Origin of the sequence: Leptolyngbya sp. BL0902 (assembly GCF_016403105.1) — a bacterium.
GTDB lineage: Bacteria > Cyanobacteriota > Cyanobacteriia > Phormidesmidales > Phormidesmidaceae > Nodosilinea.
The window spans coordinates 2,859,463-2,882,449 of the sequence record NZ_CP046155.1 but is presented as its reverse complement, the minus strand read 5'-3'; the positions used below and the strand labels follow the sequence as shown (position 1 = coordinate 2,882,449).

At 58.7% G+C, this 22,987-nt stretch carries 18 protein-coding genes; 13 read left to right on the top strand and 5 right to left on the bottom strand.

Annotation, left to right across the window (positions count from 1 at the left end; translation table 11 throughout):
* Entirely contained in the window at positions 1–672 is a 672-nt protein-coding gene (locus GFS31_RS12680) for a GDYXXLXY domain-containing protein (protein ID WP_225907407.1), read from the top strand.
* A gap of 417 nt (positions 673–1,089) precedes the next feature.
* Here GFS31_RS12680 and ppk2 read toward each other — a convergent pair whose 3' ends face one another.
* Together ppk2 and GFS31_RS12670 are read right to left on the bottom strand one after the other, a co-directional pair.
* Positions 1,090–1,962: a polyphosphate kinase 2 gene (gene ppk2 / locus GFS31_RS12675; protein WP_263974834.1), complete on the bottom strand. Its 873-nt coding sequence runs from the start codon at positions 1,960–1,962 to the stop codon at positions 1,090–1,092.
* A 575-nt stretch (positions 1,963–2,537) separates the two neighbouring features.
* Entirely contained in the window at positions 2,538–4,289 is a 1,752-nt protein-coding gene (locus GFS31_RS12670) for an NFACT family protein (protein WP_198805166.1), read from the bottom strand.
* A gap of 196 nt (positions 4,290–4,485) precedes the next feature.
* Between GFS31_RS12670 and remA the strand changes: the two genes are divergently transcribed.
* The 6 genes from remA (at position 4,486) to aroA (ending at position 11,265) form a co-directional block, all read left to right on the top strand.
* Complete coding sequence (remA, locus tag GFS31_RS12665) at positions 4,486–4,761, top strand: extracellular matrix/biofilm regulator RemA (protein WP_198805165.1); 276 nt, start codon at positions 4,486–4,488, stop codon at positions 4,759–4,761.
* A 21-nt stretch (positions 4,762–4,782) separates the two neighbouring features.
* On the top strand, positions 4,783–5,571 hold the full coding sequence (locus GFS31_RS12660; protein ID WP_198805164.1) for a PhzF family phenazine biosynthesis protein: 789 nt from the start codon (positions 4,783–4,785) through the stop codon (positions 5,569–5,571).
* A gap of 45 nt (positions 5,572–5,616) precedes the next feature.
* Entirely contained in the window at positions 5,617–6,438 is an 822-nt protein-coding gene (locus GFS31_RS12655; RefSeq protein WP_198805163.1) for a sulfite exporter TauE/SafE family protein, read from the top strand.
* Between the two features lie 157 nt (positions 6,439–6,595).
* The gene (locus GFS31_RS12650; protein ID WP_198805162.1) at positions 6,596–8,065 is read left to right on the top strand and encodes a circularly permuted type 2 ATP-grasp protein; all 1,470 of its coding nucleotides are present in this window, start codon (positions 6,596–6,598) and stop codon (positions 8,063–8,065) included.
* A gap of 263 nt (positions 8,066–8,328) precedes the next feature.
* Positions 8,329–9,717, top strand: a complete 1,389-nt coding sequence (locus tag GFS31_RS12645; protein WP_198805161.1) for a sensor histidine kinase — start codon at positions 8,329–8,331, stop codon at positions 9,715–9,717.
* A gap of 198 nt (positions 9,718–9,915) precedes the next feature.
* Positions 9,916–11,265 (top strand): 3-phosphoshikimate 1-carboxyvinyltransferase, encoded by a 1,350-nt coding sequence (aroA, locus tag GFS31_RS12640; protein ID WP_198805160.1) that lies wholly within the window; start codon positions 9,916–9,918, stop codon positions 11,263–11,265.
* A gap of 37 nt (positions 11,266–11,302) precedes the next feature.
* On the opposite strand, the gene GFS31_RS12635 is transcribed toward aroA, so the two are convergent.
* Positions 11,303–11,659 (bottom strand): DUF4870 domain-containing protein, encoded by a 357-nt coding sequence (locus GFS31_RS12635; protein ID WP_198805159.1) that lies wholly within the window; start codon positions 11,657–11,659, stop codon positions 11,303–11,305.
* A gap of 138 nt (positions 11,660–11,797) precedes the next feature.
* On the opposite strand from GFS31_RS12635, the gene GFS31_RS12630 reads away from it, so the two are divergent.
* Both GFS31_RS12630 and GFS31_RS12625 read left to right on the top strand, forming a co-directional pair.
* Positions 11,798–12,595: a Uma2 family endonuclease gene (locus GFS31_RS12630; protein WP_198805158.1), complete on the top strand. Its 798-nt coding sequence runs from the start codon at positions 11,798–11,800 to the stop codon at positions 12,593–12,595.
* A 116-nt stretch (positions 12,596–12,711) separates the two neighbouring features.
* Positions 12,712–13,131, top strand: a complete 420-nt coding sequence (locus GFS31_RS12625; protein ID WP_198805157.1) for an ExbD/TolR family protein — start codon at positions 12,712–12,714, stop codon at positions 13,129–13,131.
* A 14-nt stretch (positions 13,132–13,145) separates the two neighbouring features.
* Here GFS31_RS12625 and GFS31_RS12620 read toward each other — a convergent pair whose 3' ends face one another.
* Entirely contained in the window at positions 13,146–14,384 is a 1,239-nt protein-coding gene (locus GFS31_RS12620; protein WP_198805156.1) for an HhoA/HhoB/HtrA family serine endopeptidase, read from the bottom strand.
* 396 nt (positions 14,385–14,780) lie between these two features.
* Between GFS31_RS12620 and GFS31_RS12615 the strand changes: the two genes are divergently transcribed.
* Complete coding sequence (locus tag GFS31_RS12615) at positions 14,781–15,494, top strand: response regulator transcription factor (RefSeq protein ID WP_225907405.1); 714 nt, start codon at positions 14,781–14,783, stop codon at positions 15,492–15,494.
* Between the two features lie 324 nt (positions 15,495–15,818).
* Positions 15,819–16,601 (top strand): ABC transporter permease, encoded by a 783-nt coding sequence (locus GFS31_RS12610; protein ID WP_198808195.1) that lies wholly within the window; start codon positions 15,819–15,821, stop codon positions 16,599–16,601.
* 37 nt (positions 16,602–16,638) lie between these two features.
* Here the strand turns inward: GFS31_RS12610 and GFS31_RS12605 are convergent, their stop codons facing one another.
* Entirely contained in the window at positions 16,639–17,451 is an 813-nt protein-coding gene (locus tag GFS31_RS12605; protein ID WP_198805155.1) for a peptidoglycan recognition family protein, read from the bottom strand.
* A 528-nt stretch (positions 17,452–17,979) separates the two neighbouring features.
* On the opposite strand from GFS31_RS12605, the gene GFS31_RS12600 reads away from it, so the two are divergent.
* Positions 17,980–19,338 (top strand): AAA-like domain-containing protein, encoded by a 1,359-nt coding sequence (locus GFS31_RS12600; RefSeq protein WP_198805154.1) that lies wholly within the window; start codon positions 17,980–17,982, stop codon positions 19,336–19,338.
* Between the two features lie 106 nt (positions 19,339–19,444).
* Positions 19,445–22,960, top strand: coding sequence for an AAA-like domain-containing protein (locus tag GFS31_RS12595; RefSeq protein WP_198805153.1), 3,516 nt, complete (start codon positions 19,445–19,447; stop codon positions 22,958–22,960).
* The last annotated feature ends 27 nt before the right edge of the window (positions 22,961–22,987 follow it).

Below are 22,987 nucleotides of genomic sequence, written 5' to 3'. Positions count from 1 at the left end.
ATGAATGCCCAACCCCCTCGCAATTCCCAGCCTAATCCTTCGGTAGATCCGCCCATGCCGCCCCAGCCGCCCCCTGCGGCCTCGCCCCAAGCCCCAACTGCCGCCCAACCGATGGCCTGGTGGCGTCTGGGCCTGCCGCTCCTGCTGCAATCCCTGCTGATTGTGGCTGTTCCTGCCCAGGATGCCTTTACCTACACCGTGGGGCGTACCGTCGTACTGCAAACGGCCCCGGTGGATCCCTATGACATGCTGCGGGGCTACTACCAAGTCCTGGGCTACCAGGTCTCCAATACAGACACCCTCGCCACCCTGCCGGGGGGTGAGATTCTAGAAAATCGCGACCTCACTGGCCCTATCTACGTGGTGCTGGAGGAACCCGCCACCGCCACCACCCCACCCACAGCCTGGGTACCCGTGGGGGTCAGCCAAACCCGCCCCACCCACCTACCCGATACCCAAATCGCCCTGCGAGGACGGGCCGAAAACTGGCGCGTCCTCTACGGTCTAGAAACCTACTATATGCCGGAGGATCAGCGGGATTCCATCAACCAGGCGATCAGCCAACTGCAAAACCAGCAGCCCCAGTCCTTTGTGGTAGAGGTCAAAATTGACGGCCAAGGCCATGCCGTCCCCGTCAGCCTGTGGGTGGGGGAAACCAACTACCGATTTTGAAGGCCGACCCCATCACAACCTTCCTGACGACTGGGCGTCTAGGGCTTGCCAATCCAGCCGATAGTTAGGGCTTCCCGCTGGCTAATCTCCTTAGCATGGCGGTGCTCTGGCCCTGGGCATCCCCAGGCGACCACAAGCCCAAGATCAGGTACAGGCTTATCTTAGGAATGACCTCGTACTCAATCCCGGTCGCTGCCCTTCGATGGGGAAAACGATTCCGCCCAGGCTTTCCTTGTTGGCGTAGCCTCCCCAACGAGGAAAGCCTCAATTTATATAGCGAGGTTTTCTATTTGAATTGAGTATCAGTTTGGGTAAAGCCCCACAACCCAATAGCCTGAAAACTCATTCTTCGGGAAGCAAGCTAACAGCGGGCTGTCAAAGACTAAAGCCCTAGGTTTGTCCCGAACCCAGATTGGGCTAATAAACTTGAGGCACAAAGAACTGTTCATTATGGGGAGGGCGACTGTAATTCTGGGGTGCTTTCTTCCGAGGAGAAAGTTTGAGGGGTGGCGGAGTCATATCCACATAGGGAATCTTGCTGAGAATGTGGCTAATGCAGTTGAGGCGGGCGCGTTTCTTATCGTCGGCTTCTACCGTAAACCATGGAGCTTCGGGGATATTAGTATGGGAAAACATAGCATCCTTTGCCTGAGAATACTCCACCCAACGGTCGCGGGATTCTAGATCCATCGGGCTTAGTTTCCAGCGACGAGCGGGGTCTGTAGTGCGTGATTGAAATCGCCGTTCCTGTTCTTCATCACTAACGGAGAACCAATATTTCAACAAAATGATGCCCGACCGCACCAGCATTCGCTCAAATTCAGGGCAGGTTTGCATAAATTCCTGGTAGTCAGCAGCGGTGCAAAAGCCCATGACATGCTCGACTCCGGCTCGGTTGTACCAACTACGATCAAAACAAACAATTTCTCCCGCAGCGGGCAGATGAGCCACGTAGCGCTGAAAATACCACTGGGTTTTCTCATGGTCGCTGGGGGTGCCCAAGGCCACCACTCGACATCCTCTAGGATTGAGGGGGTCGGTGATGCGCTTAATCGTGCCGCCCTTGCCTGCCGCATCGCGCCCCTCAAATAAAATAACAATGCGGGTTCCAGTATGTTTCACCCAATACTGCATTTTCACCAGTTCCACTTGCAGTTTGGCTAGTTCTTTTTCATAGAAGGATTTGGATAACTTAGAGCTACCTTCTGATTCGGAGGTATAGCGAAAATGGTTATGTTCAGAGGTGGTCTGATCGGCGGAAATAGGGCCAGACTTTGAGGATTGCTTCAACCGCTTTTTCTTTAGCGACTTTTGCGGCGCTGGGGCTGATGAGTCTAGAATTTCAGCCTCAGGCAAGGCCGATGGATCTAGTAGCTCCGCATCTGGGCGATTTTCGTTTGCTTTCCCATGGTGTTTGCGCTTATCTTTGTTACCCATTGTTCCTACTGTTGGCCCCAGCTTGCTGAGGGTTAGAATAGCAGCCTCTCTGGGGTGCCACCTCACTGTATTGAACAAACTTCACGCACGGGAGCCCACTGCTCCCAGGTGTCTGCCTCCCGCCACCGCCATACCTGCACTGGGTCAGTTGGCTTCGGAGGCATCGCAATCCTTAAAAAGATCCAAAAAAATCGGCCTCTCTCGAAGCCGATGTAGGTAATATTGAATACCTATGTTGTTCTCTCAATTTGGAAGAAACCGCCTCAAAGCCTATGGGCCAGGGGTGGCCTCTGCGGGAGGGCTCTCATCTCCTCCGCCTTTCATTGTAACAACAATTACAGATTTCTCTTTACACAATCTCTAGTCAATATGTCCAGGTTCGATAACCTGAGCTAATGAGCAAATGTACTTAGGCGGGTAATTCGGCCCTAGGGCTGGCCAGAAACGGGAACTGGTGGCAATTGGCGGAGGCGCTGGGGTTGGCCCCAAATCACGGTTTCGTGCTTATAAATCACCATGCCGGGGCGGGCTCCCTTGGGTTTGTAGACGTGTCGCGGCTGGGTGTAGATAACGGGCACCTGGTCGGACTGGCGGGCACGGCTGAAGTAAGCGGCGACATCGGCCACAAATTGTAGGTCGGCTTCACTGGGCACCTGGCCCGCCCCTAGGCGCAGGAGGACGTGGCTACCGGGAATTTCCTGGGTATGAAACCAGAGGTCGTAGTCGGTGGCAACGGTGGAAATTAGCAGGTCGTTTTGGCGATTGTTACGGCCCACCAGCACCATGAGGCCGTCGGGGGTGTGCAACTGACGAAAGGCGTCGGTGGGGTTGCGGCGATCCTGGGGGCGATAGTCGGGGGATGCCAGATAGCTCTGCTGCACCAGCTCGTCGCGAATGTCGATGAGGGATTCTAGGTCGGTGGGTTCGCTGTAGCTGGTAAGTTGGCCCAGGGCATCGTCCACCTGTTCTAGATAATTTAATTCGGCCTCCACGGCATTGAGCAGGGGTACCACTTTGTCCTGCGCCCGCTTCAGTTTTTGGTGCTGTTTATAGAGGCGCTGGGCCTGCTGAATAGCGGTTTTGTCGGGGTCGATGGGGATGGTGACGGGCGCTCCGGTCTCAAAGTCGGTGAGGGTCATGGCGGTGAGGCCCGGTTCCCACTGGTGGTTATAGGTCATCAGCAAATCGGCTTGCTGTCGCAGTGCTTCGGCCTGGGCGGATTGATCGAGCCGCTGGCGGAAGGTGTCGGCCTTTTGACCCAGCTTTTCGAGATGGCCCTTGAGCTTTTGCTGGAGCTGGTTTTTCAGTCGGTCGAACCCCTGCCGATTCAGTTCGTTCCGGTAGTAGTCGTTCAGCAGACCCTGGAGATCATCGACGGGGGCGAGGGCATCCCAATCTAGCACCGTGTACCCTGTGGCGGTGCGACCGGGGAAAAATTGCCCCTTCTCTAGGGCCATCAGCCACCGTTGCCACACCGTAAATAATCGATCCCAATCCGCTTGCGTCAGTTCTTCGGCGGGTTGATTCGGGCTCAGTCCTGCCGCCGCCACCAAGGTGGCCACCAGGGACGAACTGAGGCCGCCGTAGCTCTGCATCAGCATTTTTTTGAGGGTGCTGGGCACGAGGGCGACGCGATCCTGCCAGCTTGCCTGATCTTCCGTGAGGCTCGGCAGGGTGCTCATCATCGCTGGGGGCAGCACGTAGGGATCCCCGGTTTGAATCGGGCGCACCCGCGACTGTTGATCGCTGACCTGGTGAGCGGCAGTGACAATCTGATTCTGGTCGTTGGCCAAAATCACGTTGCTGTATTTGCCCATCACCTCCACGTACAGATGCCACTGGGGTGCATCCCCAGGGCGGGGGCCAAACTGCAAATCCAGAGCCCGTTCCCAGGGGGCCACGGGTTCAATGGCCACCAGGGCCAACTGATTTAACTGATGCTTGAGCTGCTGGCTAAAGGTGAAGGTATCCGGCCCCTTGGGGGGAGCCTCGCCTAGGTGTAGCCGCGCCGCCTGAGGGTGCCAAGACACCGTCAGCCAGCCCCGTCGATCCAACGTGCGGAGGGCGATGGCAATGGTTGTGGTGTCGCACTGCACCACCTGTTCGCAGCGGGCCGGAAGCCAGTTGGCCCGCAGATCGTGGCAAACGGCCATTAGGGTTGTGAAGTCTACGGGTTGCATGGGGTTTTCTTCCCAAATCCTGAAAATTAGCCGGATATTTTCCCCGACGCTCTGGCAATTCGTTAGTATGGGCGCTAGGCTAAATTCTAGGCATAATAGCCAGCTTTATCCGGCCATGTAGGGCAAAGCCTCGCATTAACGCCTGATTTCTAGAGTTTTGTGGTCTGTCCCTGGTTCACTGCCCCCACCTAACATTATGGACATCAAGCTCATCAATATCGGCTTTGGCAATATTGTGTCGGCCAATCGGGTGATTGCCATTGTCAGCCCCGAATCGGCCCCCATCAAACGCATCATTAGCGACGCCCGCGAACGGGGGCAACTGGTGGACGCCACCTATGGCCGCCGCACTCGCGCCGTGATTATTACCGACTCTGGCCACACCATTCTATCCGCCATTCAGCCCGAAACCGTCTCCCATCGCTTTGTAGGCGGCAAAGACGGTAAAGACAGCGGCGATCCCAAGAACTAGTCCCCCTAGCCCACCCCGGCCATGTCGATTCCCCTATTTCAGGTTGATGCGTTTACGGATCGTCCCTTTGGCGGCAACCCAGCGGCGGTTTGCATTCTGCCAGAGGAGCGACCTGCCGCCTGGATGCAGCGGGTGGCCCAGGAGATGAATCTTTCGGAAACGGCCTTTGTCTATCCCGAAGCCGAAGGCTACCGTCTGCGCTGGTTTACCCCCACCACAGAGGTCGATCTCTGCGGCCACGCCACCCTCGCCACCAGCCATGTGCTTTGGAGTGAAGGCTATCTGGCCCCGCCCCAGACGGCCCTGTTCCACACACGCAGCGGCCTTCTCACCGCCCGCCGATTCCGCGATTGGATTGAGCTTGACTTTCCCACCGCCTCCCTTGAAGCCATTTCTGCCCCCCCCGACTTGGCAGCGGCTCTAGGGGCTGAGCCTCAGCGGGTCATGGCCACCGAAATGGGCTATCTGGTGGAGGTCGCCACCGCTGAGGTAGTGCGCCAACTACAGCCCGACGTTGCTGCCCTCCAAGCCCTCCCCGTCCCTGGGGTGATTGTCACCAGCCTAGGGGAACCGCCCTACGACTTCGTTTCTCGCTTTTTTGCCCCCAACCTCGGTATCCCCGAAGACCCCGTCACCGGATCGGCCCACTGTAGCCTCAGCCCCTACTGGCGAGACCGCCTTGGCCAAACCCGTTTCCTCGCCTACCAAGCCTCGGATCGGGGCGGCGTGGTCAAGGTGCAGGATGATAGCGACCGCGTCCGTCTCAGCGGCCAAGCCGTTACTGTGCTGCGGGGCGAGTTGCTGGATTAGCCCGATCCACTTAGGATTGGGCCTCAGGTCTCGCATTGAAAATCCATGATCGGTGACGTTTTACTCTTGTTGGCGGTGGGTACCTTTGCGGGGGTGCTGGCGGGGTTCTTGGGCATTGGCGGCGGCACCGTCATGGTTCCGGTGATGGTTGCCTTGGGGCTGTCGGGGGTGGAGGCCGTGGGCACCAGCACCCTGGCAATTTTGATTATTTCTCTGGGCGGCAGTCTACAAAACTGGCGCATGGGCTCTTTAAATCTCAAGAACGTGCTGCTGCTGGGGTTGCCCTCTGTGGGGACAGCCTTTTTGGGGACGGCCTTGGCCAGCTACATTCCAGAGCATGGGTTACTGGGTATTTTTGGCGTTTTCCTGCTTCTGAATATCTACCTCATTGGCATCAAAAAGCGGGTCGTGGCCCAGGCCAAATCGCAGGAGGGTGGGGCCTCAACAACTCCTGACGACTCTGCTACCTCGATCCCATCCCATCCCCGAAACCCCGTTCTTGTCCGGATGCTGATTGGGGGAATTGCTGGCTTTCTAGCCGGGTTGTTTGGGGTTGGGGGCGGGGTGGTCATGGTGCCCCTGCAAATCTTACTGCTGCGGGAAAATATCAAAGTCGCCATCCAAACCAGCCTTGGAGCCATTGTGGTGACGGCGCTCTCCGCCTGCGGTTGGCACAGCCTCCAGGGCAATGTGGTGCCCCTCACCGGGGCGCTGTTGGGTCTGGGGGGGCTAGTGGGCGTGCAGGGCAGCACCCGCTATTTGCCCAAACTGCCGGATCGTGTTGTCACCCTCATGTTTCGTGGGCTGCTGGCCTTTTTTGCAGTCTACTTTTTCTATCGAGCCTGGGTCAGTTGGGGGGTGTCCTAAAGGCGTAGCCTAAGCTACAACTTGAGGGGGCCATCACCCAGTAATGATTAAACCGACTGTGTAATCCAAACTGTGTAATCCAAACCGACTGCGTAACCACCTGGATAACCCCCTGCGCAATCGTGGACGACCATCTACCCCTTGGGAGGCTGCACCTGTGCTATTCGATGCCTACGACCCCGGCAACTTCTATGACGAACTATTTATCGGCCAGGGCCAGCCTCGCCCAGAAGCAGAACTGCTGATTCGGCGAGTCAATGCCATGTCCTTGGTGGAGTTGCAGCAGCGCCAGGAGGCCGTACAAAAAACCCTGTTTAAGCTGGGCGTCACCTTCAATGTCTATAGCGACACCCAGGGCACCGAACGAATTTTCCCCTTCGATGTGATTCCCCGCATTGTTCCTGGCCACGAGTGGGAGTGGCTAGAGAAGGGACTCAAACAGCGCATTTATGCCCTTAATTGCTTTATTCACGACGTTTATAACGAGCAAAAAATCCTCAACGATGGGGTGATTCCGCGCCATGTGGTGGAAAGCGCCCCCGGTTTTTTGAAACCCTGCATGGGCCTTCAGCCGCCCAACGATATCTGGTGCCACATCACCGGAACCGATCTTGTGCGCGACCAGGATGGTACCTGGTACGTCCTCGAAGACAATATGCGCTGCCCCTCCGGCGTGTCCTACGTGCTAGAAAATCGGCGGGTGATGAAGACCACCTTCCCCCACCTGTTCTCGGCCATGGACATTGCGGCGGTGGATGACTACGCCAGCCAGCTCCTAGAAACCCTGCTCAACCTAGCGCCAGAAACGCTAATTAACCCTCGCGTAGCGGTGCTGACTCCGGGGATGTACAACTCCGCCTACTTCGAGCATTCTTTCCTGGCCCAGCAAATTGGGGCGGAACTGGTCGAAGGTCGGGATCTCGTCGTGTCTGACGGCTACCTCAAAATGCGTACCACCAAGGGGCTAGAGCGGGTGGATGTGGTCTATCGCCGCATTGATGACGATTTTATTGATCCCCAAGCCTTCCGGCCCGATTCCCTGCTGGGGGTGCCCGGTTTGATGGAGGTCTACCGGGCCGGACGGGTGGCCATCGCCAACGCCCTCGGTACCGGGGTGGCCGACGACAAACTGGTCTATGCCTACGTGCCCCAGATGATCCGCTACTACCTCGACGAAGACCAGCTCATCCCCAACGTGCCCACCTTTTTGTGCGAAGACCCCACCCAGCAGGCCCACGTCCTCAGCAACCTAGACAAGCTGGTGGTGAAGGCCACCAATGCCTCCGGCGGCTACGGGATGCTGGTCGGCCCCCACGCCACGGAGGAGCAGCGGCTCGAATTTGCCGACCGTATCCGCACCAACCCCAGGGGCTATATCGCCCAGCCCACCCTCTGCCTCTCCCGCGTCCCCACCCTCATTGACGGGGGCTTTGAGGGCTGTCATGTGGATCTACGCCCCTATATTCTCTATGGACAAGATATCTACGTAAACCCCGGCGGCCTCACTCGTGTGGCCCTCAAGCGGGGTTCCCTAGTAGTCAACTCCTCCCAGGGCGGCGGCAGCAAAGATACCTGGGTAGTCCGATCCATGAAATCCCAGGGCCAGTCTCAGAACCAGGGCCAGTAGCGTTCGTCCCCCCTAAAGGCCCACCTCCGCAGAGGAACGGAAGTGTCTCTATCTGCCCATAACCCCTGGATGGAGACACTTAGGAAAATGCTGAGGATCCCAAAACAGGCCAGTCCAAAAATTGGCATTATTACGGATACCGTCTGGGAAGGGAGCCAGTAGGCTATAGATAGTCAGGGGGAAGAAAAAAGCCTCAAATCATAGGATCATAGGACTCTCTCCCCCTGGCTAAGGATTCAGGGCAGTTGTTCAACCCCAGAGCCATGGCATCTGATCATTCCCCCGTCCTATTCTCAGTGCGATCAGCCGGGGAAGCGCAGAAGCCAGTCGCTGCTCATCTTCTGGATAGCCAAACCATTGCCTGCCAACTGTTACACACCCTTGCCGCCAGCCTAAATACACCCTACACCCTGCACCAAATCACCGAGGTGCTGGGTTCTCAGTTGGGGGCCGATGCCTGTTTGGTGCTGTGGCACCATCGGCCTACGGCAAGCACCGCCTATACCTGCTGGCAAAATGGATCCACCGCCCAGCTATGGCAATTACCCAGCTTGGGGCGATCCCCCCAGGCGGCGCTTCAGCATCGGATGGCTCAAGCCCTAATTCAGCAATTTTCTGTCCCTCAGGGTAGTCCTGTCCCTCTTCCCTGGCGCGATGCCCTGTTGGCGCTGACCCCCGATCATCCCCAGGGCGAAGCGTGGCTAGCAGGCATCAAAATCTACCGTTCCATCGTAATCACCGCTGCCCCCGACTGCGAAGGGGTGGTGGTGTTGCTGAATCGCCGTCGCGGCCCTGGCTTGGCAGTCGAAGAAGCCCTAGCCGTCAACCTCGCTAGTTTGGTCGCGGTCGCTCTCCATCAGCACCATCTTCAGCAACAGACCCAGCAGTGCAACGAGCAACTGCGCTATCTCAGCTACCTCAAGGAAGACTTTCTCAGCACCCTCAACCACGAGCTACGCACTCCTCTGACCAGCATGATGTTGGCCATTCGGATGCTGAGACGGCCCGACCTAACCCCAGAGCGGGTGGCTATGTATCTAGATATCTTGGAACAGCAGTGCAGTCGCGAAACTAATTTAGTTAACGACCTGCTGATGCTGCAAACGGTGGATGCGGGCACTGGCCGTACTCAGCTTATTCCAGTCGATTTGGGACAAGCGCTCACCACCTTAGCCCAGGAAATTCAGGCGGATTTGGCGGCGGTTCAGCTTTCCCTCGTTGTCACGGTGCCCCAAGAGCCCGTGCGGGTTTTGGCGGCAGCCAGCCCCCTGACTCGGATCATGCAAGAACTGCTGACTAATGCCCAAAAATACTCTGCTTCTGGCAGTACCGTCACTATTACCCTCCTCCCCCCCGCCGCCACTGATGCCCAGGCTGTCGTGCAGATCAGCAATGTGGGAGCGGGGATTCAAGCCGACGAACTGGCTCACATCTTTGAAAAATTCCGTCGAGGCCGCAATGCTACGAAGGATGCCATTCCCGGCACGGGGACGGGGCTGGCCTTGGTGCGAGGTCTAGTGGAGCAGTTGGAGGGCACGATTACCGTCACCAGCGAGCCCCAAGCGGATCATCTATGGCAGACTTGCTTTTCCCTGGGGTTCCGTCGTCATCGTTCAGCGATGGAGTCTCCGCCTGTCCCCAAAACGCCCTAGCCTCAGCCTGTCATCCCATCCAACGCCCATCAGGATGCGACTATCATTCAGTGGATCAGAGCGCAGGTTAGGCCATCTACCCAGGTTGGCTTCAGAATCTAGCGCCATGGCCAACCGAACCCAGGGCAGAAAGCGGTAGGATCGGCTACGGCCTTATTGTTGTCTAATTTCGACCTTCTGCCCTTCATCCCTGCTGCTATGACTGCCCGTATCCACCTGACCGAAGCCCATCCGCACCAAACCTTGACCCTGGCCTTCCCCGGCGAAGGGGTAGCGCTGCGGGGGCGGGTGAAGATTCCGGGCGACAAGTCCATCTCCCACCGGGCGCTGATGCTAGGGGCCATTGCCCAGGGCGAAACCCGCATCCAGGGTTTGCTGCTGGGGGAAGATCCGCGCAGTACCGCCGCCTGCTTTCGGGCCATGGGTGTTGGGATGTCAAATTTGGAAGACGAGTGGGTGACGGTGCAGGGGGTGGGCCTGGGGAAATTGCAGGAGCCCGCCGACGTGCTGGATGCGGGCAATTCCGGGACGACCCTGCGGCTGATGCTGGGCCTGCTGGCCTCCCATCCCAACCGATTTTTTGCGGTGACGGGGGATAGTTCTCTGCGGTCGCGCCCCATGGGTCGGGTGATTGATCCGCTGCGGCAGATGGGGGCACAAATTTGGGGCCGTCAGTGCGACCGCCAAGCGCCCTTAGCCGTCCGGGGCACCACGCTGAAGCCTATTCATTACCAGTCTCCGGTGGCCTCGGCCCAGGTGAAATCTTGCCTGTTGCTAGCAGGGCTGATGACCGAAGGCGATACCACCGTCACCGAACCCAGCCTCTCCCGTGACCACAGCGAACGAATGCTGCGGGCCTTTGGGGCCAACCTCACCGTGGATCCGGAGACCTGTAGCGTCACCGTCCACGGCCCCGCCACGCTGACGGGCCAAACCATTGTGGTGCCTGGAGACATTAGCTCAGCGGCCTTTTGGCTGGTGGCCGGAGCCATCACCCCCGGCTCGGATCTGGTGGTGGAAAATGTGGGCATCAACCCCACCCGCACCGGAATTTTGGACGCCCTGCAAGCCATGGAAGCGGACATCACCCTCGAAAATCCCCGGGAAGTGACCGGGGAACCCGTGGCGGATCTGCGGGTGCGCTATGGCCCCCTCAAGGCTGCGCACTTTAGCGGCGATCTCATCCCCCGCATGATCGACGAAATCCCCATTTTGGCCATTGCCGCCCTGTTTGCCGAGGGCACCACCACCATCACCGACGCCGCCGAACTACGGGTGAAGGAATGCGACCGCCTCGCCGCCATGGCCAGCCAGCTCAGCGCCCTAGGAGCCAAGGTGGAGGAAGCCCCGGAAGGGCTGACCATCCACGGTCACAGTGAACTCAAAGGGGCCACCGTAGAAAGCTTTGGCGATCACCGTGTCGCCATGAGCCTTGCCATTGCGGCCCTTCGCACCCAGGGCGAAACGGTGATTCAACGGGCCGAAGCTGCCGCCGTGTCCTACCCCAGCTTTGTGGCCACCCTAGAGCAACTGTGCGGTCTGTCCTAAGCTCGCATTCAGCCCGGGCTGCTGAATTCCGGCTAGGCTATTGAATAAAGCGAATGGTGAGGGGATAGCGAAAGGGAATCCCCTCATTGGAGCGCACTGCTGCCAAAATCACAAAAATCGCCCAAAGTAGGGCCACAGCAGGGAGCATCAACAAGCCCACCAACACCACAATCATCAACATCGAGACCACCGTATACATGGTCATGGAGATGTTGAAATTCAGGGCTTCTTTGCCCTGGTCATCCACAAAGGGCATTTCTTCTCGCTTGATCAGCCAGATCAGCAGAGGGCCAAGAATGCTGCCAAAGGGGAAGACCAGCCCCGCAAAGGCGCTGACATGGGCCAAACTGGCCCACATACGGGATTCTGGCGTTGAGGCCATGGGGGATGTCATGGGTGAGCTACCATCTAGACAGGGGAGGTCGGCACAGCCAACCTGCTGCTAACCTAGCCCACACCCCCTCGTCATTGCCCGATCTCGCTTACAAAATTTCACCTGTCAACGTAGCACTCCGCCCAGGACGCGCTTGCCATGGTTCAAGCTCAGCCCCGCACTGGCCCCGTCATCACCTGGCCCCCCCTGCCCGATGATTTCAAGTTAGTGGACGACCCAGTGGAAAATATTCAACAGCCACCCCTTGCCGCCGCCCTCACCGATGCCCTGGGAGCCGCCCAGCGCATCCGCCCAGAAATGCTGATCGGCTCTAACTTTGGTCTGGTTGCCGGAGTGGATCACGAAACGGTGGTCAAAGCTCCTGACTGGTTCTACGTGCCCCAGGCCAACCCTGTACCGGAAGGCGTGGTGCGCCGCAGCTACACGCCCAGCCTGGAGGGGGGAGGCGTGGCGGTGGTGATGGAATTTCTCTCCGCCGATGACAACGGCGAGCTGTCCATTCGATCCATGCCCCCCTACGGCAAGCTCTATTTTTACGAGCAAATCCTCCAGGTGCCCGTCTACGTCATCTACGAACCCATGCGCGGTCGCCTAGAGGTGCGGTCGCTGCAAAATGGAGGCTATGTGCTGCAAACTCCCGATGCTGCCGGACGCTTTTGGGTAGAGCCGCTGGGGCTGTTTTTAGGCGTGTGGCGAGGGGAACGGCTGGCTCAAACGATCAACTGGCTGCGCTGGTGGGACGCCGACGGCAACCTGCTCCTCTGGAGTGCCGAGCAAGCCGAAGCTGAGAGTCAACGGGCCGAAGCTGAGAGTCAACGAGCCGAAGCCGAACGGCAACGGGCTGAAGCTGAGCGGCAACGGGCTGAAGCCGAGCGGCAAAGGGCCGAACGTCTCGCTGACCTACTCCGCGCCCAGGGGATCAACCCCGATCTGTAAGGGCATAGAACCACGGCTTTGTAGTCTGGGGATCCTGACGATGGCCTCCTCAATATGCTAGACCTGGGGCTGCAACAGCTCACCCTGACGCCCTTCCTTACCGTTTCTCCCTTGCCATGCGCTTTAAAAGTCAATCCTCTCGCTCACAGTTGCCCGAGGTCAACCTCGTGCCGATGATGGACGTGCTGATGACGGTACTCACCTTCTTCATCATCATTTCCATGGGTATGACAGGCCAGCAAATTTTGAATGTGCGGCTGCCCCAGTCGGTAGCAGAAGGCGGATTGGGCGAAGGCGAGGTCGTTTCTGGGGAAGCCCTAGTGGTGGGCCTCGATAACGATGGCAACCTTGTTTTAGAGGGCCAGCCCGTCACCTGGGCTCAGCTTTCTCAGCAGGTGCAAACCTACTTTAGCCAAAACCCAGGCGGGCAGTTGGTGCTCAAGGCTGATCGCACCCTGGCCTACCGCGAGGTAGCCACACTGCTTACGGATCTACGTAGCCTGGGCGGCAATCGCGTGTCTCTGGCGGTAGAGTAGCGCTGGGGCAGGCGCTAGCGCAACTCAGCAGGCATGGCCGTCGGCTTGACGGCTAGGGCTTGATCGGTGCCGTTGCGGTGGATGTCGATGGCTAAGTCTTGACCAATTTGGCTGGATTCCACCTGGCTTTGCACATCCGTGGGGGTTCTAACCTCTTGATTGTTGACCCGCTGGATGATGTCTCCGGGTTGTAGTCCGGCGGCTTGGGCAGGGCTGCCTTCCAACACGCGCACAATCAGCACACCGGATTCATCGAGGGGAATATTCATTTGCTGCTGGGCGTTGATTTCGGCGATGGTGTCGGGGGTGAGTTCTACCATCTGAATACCCAGGAAGGGATGCTGCACCTCTCCGGTGGCAAAGAGTTCGTCGGCAATGCGCTTGGCGGTTTCGATGGGGATGGCAAAGCCTAGCCCCTGGGCGTTGGCGCGGATAGCGGTGTTCATGCCGATCACTTCGCCCTGGTCGTTCAGCAGCGGGCCACCGGAGTTGCCCGGATTGATAGCCGCGTCGGTTTGGATGAACTGCACCCGCTTATCGGGGATACCCACCTGGTTGCTAGTGCGGCCAATGGCGCTGATGATGCCAGCGGTAACGGTGTTATCTAGCCCAAGGGGGTTGCCAATGGCAATGGCCCACTGACCGGGGGACAGGTTGGCGGTGCTGCCCAGGCGCACCGTCGGCAGCGGATCCTCCGCCTCAATTTTGACCACCGCCACATCGGTGACGGAATCTACGCCCACCACCTGCCCCTCAAAGGTGCGGCCATCGCGCAGCGTCACCTTCACTGTGCGGGTGCCGTCTACCACGTGGGCATTGGTGAGGATGCGGCCATCGGCACTAAGGATAAACCCCGACCCGGTGCCCTGTTCTAGGCGGTCGGGCACCATTTCTGGGGGAATTTCTTCGCCAAAAAAGCGGCGAAACAGGGGATTGTTAAAGGTTTCGGGGTTTAGTTGGGACACCGACCGCTCCGCATCAATGCGAACCACCGCTGGCCCCACCTGTTCCACCGCCGCCGCAATAAAGTTAGAGGCGACAATGGCTAAGGAATTGGTAGACGCCGTGGGTTCCGGGACTGGCTCGGCGGGTAGGGATAGGGTCGCCAGGGAAGACTCCGGTTCCGTCGGAGCTATCTCGACCATCTCAGTAGCCGTGAGATGATCCACGTAGTGATGCCCTGCCCAGCCTACGCCACCCCCCAAGGCCAAGGCGGCGGCAATCCAGACCGTTTGCGATCCTATTCCGCCCATACGCCCTCCTTTTGATAGCATCCCGCGCCCCTCATGTTCGGCTTTGCTTTACCATGGGCCATGCCCTGGGCTATTGTTCAGGCCGTCCGTAGGCGGTGTGTAATCGCTCATATCGCGATGACGGCTTGTGTCCCTACTCTAGCGAATATCCTCCCGTTTAGGACGGTTGATCCTCGCTTTTATGCAGGGCGCAAAGGGATGCAAGCCGCAAAGGCGTGCAGAGCGAAAAGCCCTATTCCAGAGTGCGCCAATGCCTCCCTACCCTCCGACCAAGAGCTGGTTAGGCTTCTAACGTACCTGCGGCGGGCGTAAAACCCCACCCCAGAAGGGGGCATATTTCTACCGTCTCCGGCGGCGTTGTCCCCGGCATTCCAGGTTACATTGGGCATTGATCCCATGCAGCCCCCTACCGCCATGTCTGACTACACTGGAAACATTTTGCTGGTTGATGATGAGCCCGGTCTGCGGGAAGCCGTGCAAGCCTATCTAGAGGACAGCGGCTTCGTCGTCCGCACCGCCAGCAATGCCCAGGAAGGTTGGGCGCTGCTCCAGGAGGCCACCCCCGACGTGCTGATCTCCGATATTATGATGCCCCAGGTAGATGGCCACGCCTTCTTGGCCCAGGTGCGAGAGGATGTGCGCTTCAAGGGCCTGCCCGTGGTGTTCCTCACCGCCCGAGGCATGACCAAAGACCGCATCCAGGGCTACAACTCGGGCTGTGATGCCTACCTCTCCAAGCCCTTTGACCCGGAGGAATTGGTGGCGGTGGTGGGCAATTTAATCGAACGCCGTGCCGCCCAAAGCCCCGACACTGGAGACCTCCCTGACATTGCCGTGATGGCCCGCCAAATTGAGGAGATCAAGGCCATGCTGACCCAAAAGGGCGGTGTCATAAAAATGGTCTCCGACGTGAATATTGACCTCACCCCCCGCGAGCAGAGCGTGCTGGATTTGGTCGCCGAGGGGCTGATGAACAAAGAAATTGCTAGCCGTCTCGATACCAGCGTTCGCAATGTGGAGAAGTACGTCAGTCGTTTGTTCAGCAAAACCGGAACCAACAGCCGCACCGAACTTGTCCGCTTTTCCCTAGAGCATGGCTTGGTCAGCTAGACCTTGGTTAGCTAGACCTTGGTTAGCTAGACCTTGGTTAGCTAGACCTTGGTTAGCTAGACCCTTGAGCCGACCCATTCCAGGCGCGCGGCTTTCGCCCCAAGGGTGAGAGTCTGAGAACAAGGGCAAGTTGCAGCAAACCAGGACATTTGCGATCTACCCACCCCCTCACCTACCGACCCACTGTCCCTGGGCAACGATTCTGCGACAATACCCCCAGGAGACCGATTGTCCGCATTGAGCCGTTTGTTCGGTCATCCTCCCATAGCATCAAGGCTAGGGTTGACCATAGGAGAAGGGAGGTTGCGTGTTGTGTCGCCGTTGATGTCGTCGTTTGCCCAGTCGTTTAACCGCTATCTCCAGCGCAAGCAGGCGGCCTACGTGCTGCCCGCCATTGCCACGGTGTTGCTGCTGCTGGTTTGGGAAGCCTCCACCCGCCTCTTCGAGATTCCCCAGTTTTTGCTGCCCGCCCCCAGCGATGTGTGGGAAGCCGCCCAAACCTACAGAAACACCATCTGGCGGCACAGCCTCACCACCCTCAGCACCACCCTGGCTGGATTTTTCATGGGTCTGGGCCTCGGCGTTGTGCTGGGTTTTTTAATCGGCTACTCCCGCTTGGCTTACCTGGTGTTGTATCCCTTGCTGGTGGGCTTTAACACCATTCCCAAGGTGGCGCTGGTGCCGCTGCTGGCGATTTGGTTTGGCATTGGCGCAGTGCCCGCCATCATCACCGCCTTCACCCTGGCGTTTTTTCCCATTGTGGTGAATGTGGCGGCGGGGCTAGCCACCGTAGAGCCCGAAATGCAGGATGTCCTCCGTTCCCTAGGGGCCAGCCGCTGGGAAATCTTTCAGAAGGTGGGCTTCCCCCATTCCCTCCCCTACCTGTTTGCCTCCCTCAAGGTAGCCATTTCCCAAGCCTTTATTGGTTCAGTGATTTCTGAAACCGTGGCCTCGGATCGGGGCATTGGCTATGTGATTGTCTCCGCCAGCGCCAGCTTTAATGTGGCCCTGGCGTTTTTGGCGATTTTGTCCCTCGCCGCCATGGGCATTCTGCTGTACGGCTGCTTTGCCCTAGTCGAAAAGCGCACCATTCACTGGGCCAGATAACTAGGGCAATACAGGGCCAGACCACAGCCCCAGTTCACTAACCAGAGAGTCCAGCGCGGGTGGGATATTGGCGCAGCAGGGAAAACAACTGCTGGCTATTGAAGCTGCGCGGATCCATACGGTTATTCGACCGATCTACGGCTTGGTGGGTGGTGATGCGGTTGTCGGGGATGGTGGTTTGGGCCAGGAGCCAAGCCAGGGAAATATATTGAGCCTGGGTGTAGCCGCTGTGGCTGCGGCGGTTGTTCATGCCATCACCGGGGGTTTCGAGGGAAACGTGGTAGGCGAAGTTATTCACCGAGGGGGGAAAGTTGGGATTTGTCCGCACGGTTTCGGGGCCGTTAGGGCCGTTGAACACCGAATTTCCTGCCCCAAAGGCCCGCTTTTCGGGCGGCACGATGTAGTAGATAGTGCCATCCCGGCCAATCAGAGTGTGGTAACTGACCTGGTCGGCATCGCGGCTATGGCGCGTGCGAAAGAGGTTAATGGCGCTCTGGGCAGAACCCACGGTTTCGTGGAGGACAGCAATGAACTCGTTGGTCACTGGGTTGCCATGGACATCGGTGGCAAAGCGATCTCCATAGTTGCTGGGATCGGCGAGGGCCATCACCTGGCGCGGGGCCGCCTGAGCTAGCAGGGTATCCTGGGCAAGAATAGGGGGCTTGAAGTCAGTGGGGCCAGCCTCGAGGGCTTTGCGGGGTTCTAGGTCGGCTACCGGGGGCAGCGAAGGCATCCCTACCACCTGAATCAGGGGTTGCAGGGGCTGTGTGGCCTGGGCCGGATAGTGCGCCCATCCGAGGGTAACAATCAGAGCGAGGCTCAACAGCCCAAAAATCCAGCGACGGGTCATAGTGCGGAGGTCTCCTTGGGAAAGCGGCATGATGCCTAGGACCCTTGAACAAGGTCTGGGGTCGTTGGGCCAGAAAAATCCAGATCCAGAATAGCGAAATCCCGCCCATTGTGATGGCTACCGTCGCCCCAGACTCAAGGCTATGGCCGCAGATCGCCTGCCCCAAGGTCTAGATTCAGAGTCTAGATTCAGAGCGATGTCTTCGCTATCAGACCAGAGGGTAGGCTAAATGCTGGGTCAGATTTCCAGTAGTTCTACGGTTGTCAGGGATGACCTATAGCCAGCTTTGTCCTAAGCTTATAGGACGTCAATCTCTCAGCCTAGGCCGTAGGAATGATAGCTAGCGTTAACCTAAATGATGCTTTTTTAAGCTTGATCGGCTGATTGATAGAAAAAGCAGCATTGGCGCTAATATGGGCAAGCTGACAGGGTTTCAGTCCTTACCCCAAGCCCCTTGAGCCCACCTAGTCGATTCAGCAGACTTAGCTAACCGATCAGACTTTTTAGTAACGTAGCCACCTATAAACAATGACTCCTTTTTCACCACAGTCCATGGATGTGAAAGCGGCCCTGGAGATTGTGAAACAGATTCTAGCGCCACAGCAGTTGAGCTACGTTGAAGAACTCGTTTTTATCCGTACTTGGCAAGATCAGCGCTACCGAGACATGGCGGTAGACACGGGCTATGAGGAGGGATACCTCAAAGATATCGGCTCCCGGCTGTGGCAAGCCCTCTCCCAGCACCTAGGCTACCCGGTGAGCAAAAAACGCCTGCGGTTTATCCTGGCGGAAGTCGCCCGACAGCCGGAGGATCGAAACCCCTTGGGAATGCCAGCAGCGACGGTGGTGGGGGAAAAGTCGATTGAGTTTCCTGGATCGCCCCTGCCCTTTCAGTCGTCATGGTATGTAGAACGTCCACCCCTAGAGGAGATGGCCCATCGGGCGCTGCAACAGTCGGGCAGTCTGCTTCGCATCAAGGGGGCTTGGGGGATGGGCAAGACATCGCTGATTCACCGACTCCTCGGACAGGCGCAGCGGGAGGGGATGCCCGTAGCCCTGATCGATATGCGTCAGGCCGATGCCTCCGCCTTCGAGAGCTTTGATGCCTTTGCCCGCTGGTTTTGCTGGGCCATCAGCCAGAAGTTTAACTTCAATCTGAATGTGGACGACTATTGGTTTGCCAGTGCTGGCAGCAAACTCAGTTGCACCACATTTATACAAGACCAGGTGCTCAGTCGGCTGGCTATGCCTGTGGTAGTGGCCATCGATACCCTGCACCACCTGGCCGAGTACCCCACGATTGCCAGCAATTTTTTCGCCATGCTGCGTTCCTGGTACGAGCAGGCCCGCAGTAGCCCAGAGTGGGGGCAGTTGCGGCTGGTGATGGCCTATGCCGCCGAGCTTGATCTGCCCTTGCAAACCCACCAGTCTCCCTTCAACGTGGGGCTCCCCCTCGAATTGCCCCTGCTGACCCGCACCCAAGCGGAGGACTTGGCCCAGCGCCATCATCTGGCCAATCAGGGGGTGAGTGAGGATGATATCAACCGTCTGCTCATCCGGGTAGGAGGCCACCCCTACCTCTTACAAATCGCGTTCTATTGGCTTCAGTCGGGCCATTTTACAAGCCAGCAGTTGATCGATCAGGCCGCCACCGACGACGGCATTTACCGCGAGTATTTGCATCGGCTGTGGGCGATTTTTCAGCAGTCCCCCGATCTGGAAAAAGCTTGGCAGCAGGTGATTGCCTCGGATCAGCCTGTGGTGTTACCAGCTTCTGTTGCTCACCGCCTAGAGGCCATGGGGATCGTGCAGCTTGAATCTGGGCGAGTTCGGGTACGTTGTCACCTCTGCCGAGACTATTTTTCCGCTCTCTACGCCGATCTCTAGCCTGACGGCGGGTGGGGAACCCCTGTTTCAACCCGCATCCTAGGGTGCTTCCAGACTGTTTTTTGCCTGCCCGCTGCCCCATTTCTGATGCATTCTCTGGCCCCCTGTGACTGTTCGTCCCTTGCCCCATCTCTACCAGGCTGGCGGAAGCCTGACTGCCGATGCTGAAACCTACGTGGTGCGGGCAGCGGATCAGCAGCTCTGGGAGGGGCTATTGGCAGGGGAGTTTTGCTACGTGTTCAATGCCCGCCAAATGGGCAAATCTAGCCTGAGAACGCGGATTCGTCAGCGCCTAGAGCAGGCCGGACATCGCTGCATCTATCTGGATATGACCGAACTAGGCAGCGATCAGGTGTCGATGGAGCAGTGGTATCGGGGGGTGATGGTGGTAGTGCTGCGGGAGCTGCACCTCCTTGGCTCCATCAACATCAATGATCGCTGGCAAACCTGGGGTTCCCTCCCCCCCGTGCAGCAGTTACGGCTGCTGATTGATGAAATCTTTGAGCACCTGCCCCACAGCCGCCTGTTTATTTTGGTAGACGAAATCGACAGCGTGCTGAGCCTCGACTTTCCCGCCAACGACTTCTTCGCCTTCATCCGCGCCTGCCACGAACAGCGGGTTCACCAGGCCGACTATGGCCGCCTCACCTGGGGGCTGTTTGGCGTGGCCACCCCCTCAGATTTGATTCGCGACCCCCAGCGCACCCCCTTCAACATTGGCCGCGCCATTGATCTCCAGGACTTTACCCTGGCGGAAAGTCAGCCTCTTCTAACGGGGTTTGGGCCTCAGATCTGCCATCCAGAGGCCGTGCTAGCCGCCATTCTCCACTGGACGGGAGGCCAGCCCTTTCTCACCCAAAAGCTCTGTCAGCGGGTGATGAGTCTGGCCCAGGTCAATCCTAGGGAGCCGTTGCCCATGCCGCCGGGAGGGGAGGATTTATGGGTGGCGCGGCTGGTGCGCGATTACGTGATCGACCACTGGGAAAGCCAGGACAACCCAGAACATCTCCGCACCATTCGGGATCGGCTGCTCCACAATGAGCAACGCGCCCCCCGGCTGCTGGCCCTCTACCAGCGGGTGCTAGCCCAGGAGGAGGTGCCCTTCGACGGCAGTTCGGCCCAGCGGGAACTGCTGCTGTCGGGGCTGGTGGCCCAGGTGGAAGGAACCCTGCGGGTGAAAAATCCCATTTATCGGGCGGTGTTTTCCGAAGCCTGGATTCAAACCCAGTTAGACAATCTGCGCCCCTACGCCCAAGCCCTCAATGCCTGGGTGGCCTCGGGCTATGGCGATGAGTCGCGGCTGCTGCGCGGGGAAACCCTGCGCCAGGTGTTGGATTGGGCTAAGCCCCAAAGTCGGCGGCTGGGGGATTTAGACTACCGCTTCTTTCAGGCCAGCCAGGAGGCGGAACAGCGGCGTATTCAGCAAAACCTAGAGAACGAACGACTCCAGGCCGAAAACCAAAGCCTGCGGCAAACCCGCCAGGTGGCGCAGCTCAGAACCGTGCTGCTGGGGGTCGTTTCTACGGCCTTGGTGGGGGCCTTGGGCCTAAGCTGGATCACCTGGCAGCAGTATCAGCGGAGCCAACTGGGGGAAGTGAAGGCGCTGACTTCCTCCTCCAATGGGCAGTTTACCTCTCACCAGCAGTTGGATGCCATGGTGGAAGCGCTGCGAGCCTACCGCGCCCTAGGGCGGGTGCAGTCCCCTGGGGTGGCCCTGCGCGATGGGGTGAATGCGGTGCTGAATCAAACCGTCTTTGGCAGCAATGAACGCAACCGCCTGACCGGGCATCGGGGGGGCGTGCTGACGGTGGACATTAGCCCTGATGGCCAGTGGATCGCCACGGGCAGCAATGATAGAACCGTAGTTTTGTGGGCCAGGGATGGTCGCCTGGTGCATCGCCTAGAGCACCAAAATACGGTGCATCGGGTGGCCTTCACCGCCGACTCCCAGCGGATCATCACCGGAAGCCTAGACGGCACCCTACAGGTGTGGGATTTAGAGGGGCAGCAGCAGCTCCAAATCCAGGCCCACGATCAGCCTGTGTGGGGAGTGGGCACCAGCCCCAATGGCCAGTGGATGGCCTCGGCGGGCGGGGATCGCACCATCAAGGTTTGGCGCACCGATGGCACCCTAGCCCAAACCCTACCCACCACCAGCATTCCCTGGAACGTGGTGTTTAGTGCCGATGGGGACGAGGTAATCGCGGCGGTGGTGGATGGCACGGTGCAGCGCTGGCGGACCAATGGGGAGCCGCTACCGTCCTTGGTGGGGCACCGGGCGGAGGTGTGGGATGTGGATGTTTGCCCCGGCCGCGATCAGATTGTGTCCGCCAGTTCCGACCAAACGGTGAAGGTGTGGGATAGGAAGGGCCAGCTTGTGCAAACCCTCACCCCGCCGAATTCGGCTCCTCTGCTGGGGGTGGCCTGTAGCGACAATGGTGCGTTTATCGCGGCCAGCGGCAAGGATGGTAGAGCCCATATTTGGCAGAGTGACGGTACCTTTATTCGCACCGTGCGGGGGCATCGGGCCACCATTCGCGACGCCGCCCTAGGGCCAGATGGCACCTTTGCCGCCTCCGCCAGCGACGACGGCACCGTGCGCCTCTGGCAGCGTAATCTCTACCTGATGCGAGAACTGGTAGGCCATACCGACACCATTTGGTCGCTCTCCGCCAGCTCCGATGGCCGCACCTTTGCCTCCATGGGATCCGCTGGAGAAGTGAATATCTGGCGGGATTCAGAACGGCTCCATACCCTAGCCTTTGACCCCAGGGCCGGAGCCTTTGATCCCACGGGCAACCTTCTGTTTACCGCCAGTACATCAGGGCTGCACCGCCTCACCCTCGATCAGGGGACTTTGCCCACAACGCCCGATCCTTGGCAACCTGACACGACCCTCGGCAGCGGTTTTGGGCTAGCTTTGCAGGCACCACCGAGTTCCGACTTACCCCCCTCGAACGCAGAGGCCTTCTTCCTCGCCGTGGGCACCGATGACGGCACCATCCAAATCCGCGACGCTACGGGGGCAGTGAAAACCCGGTTTAAAGCCCACAGTTCGCGCATTTGGCAACTGGCGTTTAGCTCCCAGGCCCCCACCCTGGCTTCGGCCAGCGAGGAGGGCACAGTCAAACTATGGCGCACCGATGGCACCCTGATCGGCACTCCCATTGCCAATGCCGGGGCCGTGTGGGGCATTGCCTGGAGTCCTGATGGCCAACGCCTAGCCGCCACCAGCCTAGACGATACCCTCTACCTCTGGACTTACCCCAACGGCCCTCTCCAACCAATCCCTGGCCAAAGCGATGGCCTGACGCGGGTGGCCTTCAGCCCCGACGGCCACACTATCGCCACCGGAGGCATTGATGGATCGATTAAACTGTGGCACCAAGACGGCACCCTTCGTACCATTCTCCCTGGCCAAGGGGGAATCATCACCGCCCTCACCTTCAATGCCGGGGGCAACCTGCTCTACTCCGGCAGCGACAACGGCCAGTTGATCGTCTGGGACATGGAGCAAATTATGACCCTCGACTTTGTCGCCTATGCCTGCGATTGGGTGCAAGACTACCTCCGCCACGGCGAGGGACTGACGCCCCAGGATCGCCAAATCTGTACCCCCTAGGCCGTCTCCATGCCTGCTTCCCCTCCC